This is a genomic window from Mesorhizobium sp. M7A.F.Ca.CA.002.09.1.1 (assembly GCF_003998555.1).
In the GTDB taxonomy this organism is placed as follows: domain Bacteria; phylum Pseudomonadota; class Alphaproteobacteria; order Rhizobiales; family Rhizobiaceae; genus Mesorhizobium; species Mesorhizobium ciceri.
On sequence record NZ_RZRR01000276.1, the window covers coordinates 1 to 6,050 of the forward strand.

The following is a 6,050-nucleotide window of genomic DNA, read 5'->3' on the forward strand; positions in this document are numbered from 1 at the left end:
TGTCTGCGGCGAAGAGACGGCGCTGCTCGATTCGCTCGAGGGCAAGCGCGGCATGGTGCGGGCAAAGCCGCCTCTGCCTGCGCATAAGGGGCTGTTCGGCAAGCCGACGGTGATCAACAACGTCATCAGCCTAGCCTCTGTGCCCGTCATCATGGACAAGGGTGCGGCCTTCTACAAGGATTTCGGCATGGGCCGCTCGCGCGGCACGATCCCGGTCCAGATCGCCGGCAATGTCAAATTTGCAGGGCTGTTCGAAGCCGCTTTCGGCATGACGCTTGGCGAGATCGTCGACGAGATCGGCGGCGGCACGGCCACCGGCCGGCCGGTCAAGGCAGTGCAGGTCGGCGGACCGCTCGGCGCCTATTTCCCGCGCGCGCTGTTCGACACGCCATTCGACTATGAAGCCTTCGCGGCCAAGGACGGGCTGATCGGCCATGCCGGTATCGTGGTGTTCGACGACACCGCCGACATGCTGAAACAGGCGCGCTTCGCCATGGAATTCTGCGCCATCGAAAGCTGCGGCAAGTGCACGCCCTGCCGCATCGGCTCGACGCGCGGTGTCGAGACCATCGACAAACTCGCCGCGGGCATCGAGCCGGAGAAGAACCTCGCTCTGGTCACCGACCTCTGCAACACGATGAAATTCGGCTCGCTCTGCGCGCTGGGCGGCTTCACGCCCTACCCTGTGATGAGCTCGATCACCCATTTCCCCGACGACTTCAAGCCCGCGCCCGTGCGCGTGGCTGCCGAATAGGAGCTGGCAGATGAACATCAAGGCCGACTTCCCATCCCTCGTCGAAGAGATTGACTACGGAACCCCGCAATCGAAGGCGCAGAAGCAGGTCACGCTGAACGTCGACGGGCGCAGCATCACCGTGCCGGAAGGCACCTCGATCATGCGTGCCGCGATGGAGGGCGGGGTCGAAATCCCGAAGCTCTGCGCCACCGACATGCTGGACTCCTTCGGTTCGTGCCGTGTCTGCCTTGTGGAGATCGAAGGACGCGGCGGCACGCCGGCATCCTGCACGACGCCTGTCGGCGAAGGCATGATCGTGCGCACGCAGACCGAGCGGCTCGATGCCATTCGCCGTGGCGTCATGGAGCTCTATGTCTCCGACCATCCGACCGGCTGGAACGAACAGGCCGGAACCGGCGCCAGCGAGTTCGACGCGGTGGCGAAGTCGATCGGCCTGACCGAGAACCGCTACGGCATCGAGGGCCGCAACCACGTCAAGCCGGAAGGTGGCGTGGCGCCCGGCCATGGCTCGCTGGCAGTCGATTACATCGCCCGCGACGAATCCAACCCCTATTTCACCTATGATGCCTCGCAATGCATCGTCTGCTCGCGCTGCGTGCGGGCGTGCGAAGAAGTGCAGGGCACGTTTGCGCTGACCATCGAGGGACGCGGCTTCGAATCCCGGGTTTCGGCCGGAATGCACGAGGCGTTCATCGATTCGGAATGCGTGTCCTGCGGCGCTTGCGTCCAGGCCTGCCCGACCGATGCGCTGCGTGAGAAGACGGTGCTTGCCAAGGGCCTGCCGGAGCGCTCGGCCGTCACCACCTGCGCCTATTGCGGCGTCGGCTGCTCGTTCAAGGCCGAGGTGAAGGGTGACGAAGTCGTTCGCATGATGCCCTACAAGGAGGGCAAGGCGAACCACGGCCATTCCTGCGTGAAGGGCCGTTTCGCCTATGGCTACGCCACCCACAAGGACCGCATCCTGTCGCCGATGATCCGCGAAAAGGTCACCGATCCGTGGCGCGAAGTAAGCTGGGAAGAGGCGATCGCCCATACCGCCAAGGAATTCCGCCGCATCCAATACCAGTACGGACGCACCGCGATCGGCGGCATCACCTCGTCGCGCTGCACCAATGAGGAAACCTACCTCGTCCAGAAGATGGTGCGGCAGGGTTTCCGCAACAACAATGTCGACACCTGCGCACGCGTCTGCCATTCGCCGACGGGCTACGGGCTCGGCCAGACATATGGCACGTCTGCCGGCACGCAGGATTTCGATTCCGTCGACTTCACCGACGTCGCCGTCATCATCGGCGCCAATCCGGCTTCCGCTCACCCGGTGTTCGCCTCGCGGCTCAAGAAGCGGCTGCGCCAGGGCGCCAAGCTGATCGTGCTCGATCCGCGCCGCACCGAGATGGTCAAGTCGGCTCATATCGAAGCGGATTACCACCTGCCGCTGAAGCCCGGCACCAATGTGGCCGTGCTGACGGCGCTGGCGCATGTGATCGTCACCGAGGGCTTGTTCGACGAAGCCTTCATCCGCGAACGTTGCGACTGGACGGAGTTCCAGGATTGGGCATCGTTCGTCGCCTTGCCGGAAAACAGCCCCGAAACCGTCGGCAAATTGTCCGGCGTCGATCCCGAGCTGATCCGCGGTGCTGCGCGTCTCTACGCCACCGGCGGCAACGGCGCGATCTATTACGGCCTGGGCGTGACGGAACACAGCCAAGGTTCGACCACTGTGATGGCAATCGCCAATCTCGCCATGGCCACCGGCAATATCGGCCGGCCCGGCGTCGGCGTGAACCCGCTGCGCGGCCAGAACAACGTGCAGGGCTCCTGCGACATGGGTTCCTTCCCGCACGAACTGCCGGGCTATCGCCACATCTCCGGCGAAGCCGTGCGCGATATCTACGAGACCTTGTGGGGCGTAAAGCTGGACGACGAACCCGGCCTGCGCATCCCCAACATGCTGGACGCCGCCGTCGACGGCAGCTTCAAGGGCATCTACATCCAGGGCGAAGACATTCTGCAGTCCGATCCCGACACCAAGCATGTCGCAGCCGGCCTTGCCGCGATGGAATGCGTCGTCGTGCACGACCTCTTCCTCAACGAGACGGCGAACTACGCGCATGTCTTCCTGCCGGGCTCGACCTTCCTGGAGAAGGACGGCACCTTCACCAACGCCGAGCGCCGCATCAACATGGTGCGCAAGGTTCTTGAGCCGAAGGCGCGCTACGCCGATTGGGAGGCGACGCAGGAGCTTGCCCGCGCGATCGGGCTGGACTGGAACTATAAGCATCCCTCCGAAATCATGGACGAGATCGCGATGACCACGCCGAGCTTCGCCGGCGTCTCCTTCGAGCTGCTCGACCGTGTCGGGTCCGTGCAATGGCCCTGCAACGAGAAGGCGCCGCTCGGCACCCCGATCATGCATATCGACGGGTTCGTGCGCGGCAAGGGCAAGTTCATCCGTACCGAATATGTGGCGACGGACGAAAGGACGGGGCCGCGCTTCCCGCTGCTGCTCACCACCGGCCGCATCCTGTCGCAGTACAATGTCGGCGCGCAGACCAGGCGCACCGACAACAGCATGTGGCACTCGGAGGACCGGCTGGAGATTCATCCGCACGACGCCGAGAACCGCGGCTTGCGCGACGGCGACTGGGTCCGGCTGACCAGCCGCTCGGGCGAGACGACGCTGCGCGCGCTGATCACCGACCGGGTGTCGCCCGGCGTGGTCTACACGACGTTCCACCATCCGGACACGCAGGCCAACGTGATCACCACCGACTTCTCCGACTGGGCGACCAACTGCCCGGAATACAAGGTGACGGCGGTGCAGGTCGGCGCCTCCAATGGGCCGTCGGAATGGCAGCGCGACTATGACGAGCAAGCCAAGCAGAGCCGGCGCATCGCGTCTTTGCAGGCGGCGGAGTAGTCTTGAGCGCGCGGCGCAAAGCCACGACGCAGGTATCGCGGCTGGCGCACCGCGCCAGCGGCACTGCTACGGCGAACCGCATGGTGCCGGAAGAGACGCCGGTGGCGTTCTCCTTTGCCGGCACCACGCATGCGGTGATGATGGCAAGCCCGGCCGATTTCGAGGATTTCGCGCTTGGCTTCTCGCTGACCGAGGGCATTGTAGCTGCGCCGGAGGAGATCGAAACCATCGAGGTCGAGGACCATGGCGCCGGCATCGACATCCAGATCCGGCTGAAGGACCGAGCCAACACGCGCTTCGAAGCGCGGCGGCGAAGGCTCGCGGGTCCGGTCGGCTGCGGGCTCTGCGGCATCGAATCGATCGAGGAAGCGATGCGTTCGGTCGATGCGGTTGGTGTGTCAAAGCTTACGCTTGATGCCAACGATATTGTCCGTTCGGTCAAGCTTTTGTCGAAAGTGCAGCCGCTGCACACCGAGACCGGAGCCGTGCACGCCGCCGGCTTCTATGTGCCCGGCAAGGGCATCGTCATGGCGCGCGAAGATGTCGGCCGTCACAATGCGCTCGACAAGCTGGCGGGTGCGCTGGCCAAAGCCGGCATCGAGGGCGCATCCGGTGCTGTCGTGGTGACATCCAGGGTTTCGGTCGAAATGGTGCAGAAGACGGCTTCTATCGGTTCGGCCTTCATCATCGCCGTCTCGGCGCCGACCGCCCTTGCCATCCGCACGGCGCAAGAGTCCGGCATGACGCTGGTGGCGCTGGTTCGCGGCGACGATTTTGATATTTTCACCCACCCCGACCGGGTGATTTGCGGAGTTGCCAAGCATGTCGCATGACGAAGAACACATTATGAGCACTGCCGAGAAGCTGGTGCGCATGGCAAACCAGATCGCCGACTTCTTCCATTCCAAGCCGCGCGAGGAAGGCATTGCCGGCGTCGCCGAGCACATCAACAAGTTCTGGGAGCCGAGGATGCGGCGGCAGTTCTTCGAAATGCTGGACGACGGCACCGGGAACTTCAACGAGTTGGTGGTGGCCGCCTCCGCCAGGATCAAGCGACCGATCACGCCGGCTGCGGCCGACCTCAAACTCGGGCTCAAGCCCTCCCCTGCCGACGTCGCCGCCTCGCAGGAATAGCCGCCAAGCCGCGCCAACTTACATTCACAATCGCTAAAGTTTAAGCTGCCGCAATCTGCGCTGTTCTGCTATGGTTTGACGACCAGAAATCGTCAGGCCGGGGTGGAAATCTCGTGAGGCCGATCGAGACGCGATACGCCTGTAGCGGCGATGTGCGGATCGCCTATCAGGTGGTCGGGCAGGGATCGTTCGATCTCGTCTTCGTGCCGGGCTTCATTTCCAACCTCGACCTGCACTGGGAAGACGAGGGCTACACCAGGCTCTTGAAGCGGCTTTCGGCGTTCTCTCGGCTGATCCTGTTCGACAAGCGCGGCACCGGCCTGTCCGACCGTGTCGACGCGCATAACCTGCCCAGTCTCGAGACGCGGATAGACGATGTGCGCGCGGTAATGGACGCCGCTGGCAGCGGCCGTGCGGCGCTGCTCGGCTCCTCCGAAGGCGCGCCGATGGCAATGCTGTTCGCCGCCACCTATCCGGAGCGGACACGGGCGCTGGCGCTCTATGGCGGCTATGCGCATTTCCACAAATGGGTGATGTCGCCCGAACGCCTCGACGCTTTCATCGAGATGGCGGAGACAGCCTGGGGCACTGGCGCCACGCTGCCCCATTTCGCGCCGAGCCGGGTCGACGACGCGCATTTCGCCCAGTGGTGGGCACGTTTCGAACGATTGTCGGCGAGCCCGACGGCGGCGGCGGCGCTGGCGCGCATGAACGCCGACGTCGACATCCGCCATATCCTGAGCGTGATCAGCGCGCCGACGCTTGTAATCCATCGCCGCAACGATGCGCGGGTCGACCCCGACGCCAGCCGCTTCCTTGCACAGAAGATCCCCGGCGCCCGACTGGTCGAGATTCCCGGACGCGACCATCCGATCTGGACCGGCGATGTCGATGGGGTGGCCGACCTGATCGAGGAATTCCTGACCGGCGAACGCGCCGTGGGCGAAGTAGACCGCGTGCTGGCCGCACTGCTGGTGACACGCATCTACGACACGGCACGGCTCGGCGACCGGATGTGGAGCGAACGCAGCCAACGCTTCCAGGAAACCTGGCGGCTGCTGGTCGGGCGCCATGGCGGGCGCTCTGTGGGCCTGCATGGCGAGTTGATGATTTCGCGCTTCGACGGCCCGGCACGCGCCATACGCTGCGCGGCAGCGCTGCGCGAGGCGGCGCAGGAAATCGGCGTGGCAAGCGCACAAGGGGCGCATGTCGGCGAGATCGAAGTGCGCGGTCCACCCG

The 6,050-nt window shown here is 64.6% G+C and carries 5 protein-coding genes; all 5 read left to right on the forward strand.

Features of this window, described 5'->3' with window-relative positions:
* Positions 1-754: NADH-ubiquinone oxidoreductase-F iron-sulfur binding region domain-containing protein (locus EN994_RS14240; protein ID WP_206530405.1), on the forward strand; the 754-nt coding region annotated here is incomplete at its 5' end.
* A 10-nt stretch (positions 755-764) separates the two neighbouring features.
* Positions 765-3,677 carry a formate dehydrogenase subunit alpha gene (fdhF, locus tag EN994_RS14245; protein WP_024503375.1) on the forward strand — a complete coding sequence of 971 codons (2,913 nt, stop codon included), beginning with the start codon at positions 765-767 and terminating at the stop codon, positions 3,675-3,677.
* A gap of 2 nt (positions 3,678-3,679) precedes the next feature.
* Positions 3,680-4,510, forward strand: a complete 831-nt coding sequence (gene fdhD, locus EN994_RS14250) for a formate dehydrogenase accessory sulfurtransferase FdhD (protein ID WP_024503374.1) — start codon at positions 3,680-3,682, stop codon at positions 4,508-4,510.
* Positions 4,500-4,811, forward strand: a complete 312-nt coding sequence (locus EN994_RS14255) for a formate dehydrogenase subunit delta (RefSeq protein WP_013528015.1) — start codon at positions 4,500-4,502, stop codon at positions 4,809-4,811. Before fdhD ends, EN994_RS14255 begins: the two co-directional genes overlap by 11 nt.
* Before the next feature lie 113 nt (positions 4,812-4,924).
* On the forward strand, positions 4,925-6,050 hold a 1,126-nt coding region (locus tag EN994_RS14260; RefSeq protein WP_127307599.1), incomplete at its 3' end, for an alpha/beta fold hydrolase.

Bases quoted from the DNA above. Each gene is read 5' to 3' on its own strand.
- fdhF (WP_024503375.1), top strand. From the start codon at position 765: ATGAACATCAAGGCCGACTTCCCATCCCTCGTCGAAGAGATTGACTAC.
- EN994_RS14255 (WP_013528015.1), top strand. From the start codon at position 4,500: ATGTCGCATGACGAAGAACACATTATGAGCACTGCCGAGAAGCTGGTG.